Genomic DNA, 600 nt, shown 5'->3' with positions numbered 1-600 from the left:
CCGCCGTGCTGATCTCCTCCAGTGAACAACTTTTGGGAATAAAACCTGCTGCGCCATGGCGCAAGGCACGGGTCATAACCTCGGGCGTTGCATCGGCGGAAACCATGACGACCGGAATTAACGGATAGCAGGCGCAGATATGGATCAAGGATGAGAAACCCTGAGCGCCAGGCATATGTAAATCCAATAGTACTAAAGATACCGCCTGATTATGACTTAATAGCTGTTGCAATCCATCAACCGTGTCGGCTTGCAATATCACCGCACGGTCAAATCGAGCCGTCACGGCTTGCGCCAGCGCAGTGCGAAACAGGGGGTGATCATCGGCAATAATAAAGGTGTGTGACGTTGGAACTGAAATCATAGTGTCCGCTTTTATGTTTTTTTCAGACAGGCATAAAGCTAAAACAATCTTAGCCTTTAGTCTATGTAGACATTGGTCGATATTAGACCAATCGCTAATAGAATACGCAAGCCCCGAGTCTTATGGTCGATGCTGAGCATTCACTATAAAAAGGGGGATACACCCATGCTAGCAAAGAGCGTTTCACGAAAGTCACTCATCGCACTCGCCATTGCCCCAGCGCTGCTGGGCCTAAC

At 49.0% G+C, this 600-nt stretch carries 1 protein-coding gene; it reads right to left on the bottom strand.

Features of this window, described 5'->3' with window-relative positions; all coding sequences use genetic code 11:
• Positions 1-364 (bottom strand): response regulator (locus ACFQEU_RS17535; protein WP_379784236.1); only part of this gene is annotated, 364 nt, incomplete at its 3' end.
• Positions 365-600: the final 236 nt, after the last annotated feature.

The organism is Halorubrum tibetense, from assembly GCF_042661865.1.
Taxonomy (GTDB): Archaea; Halobacteriota; Halobacteria; order Halobacteriales; family Haloferacaceae; genus Halorubrum; species Halorubrum tibetense.
This window is presented reverse-complemented; position numbering and strand designations above follow the sequence as displayed.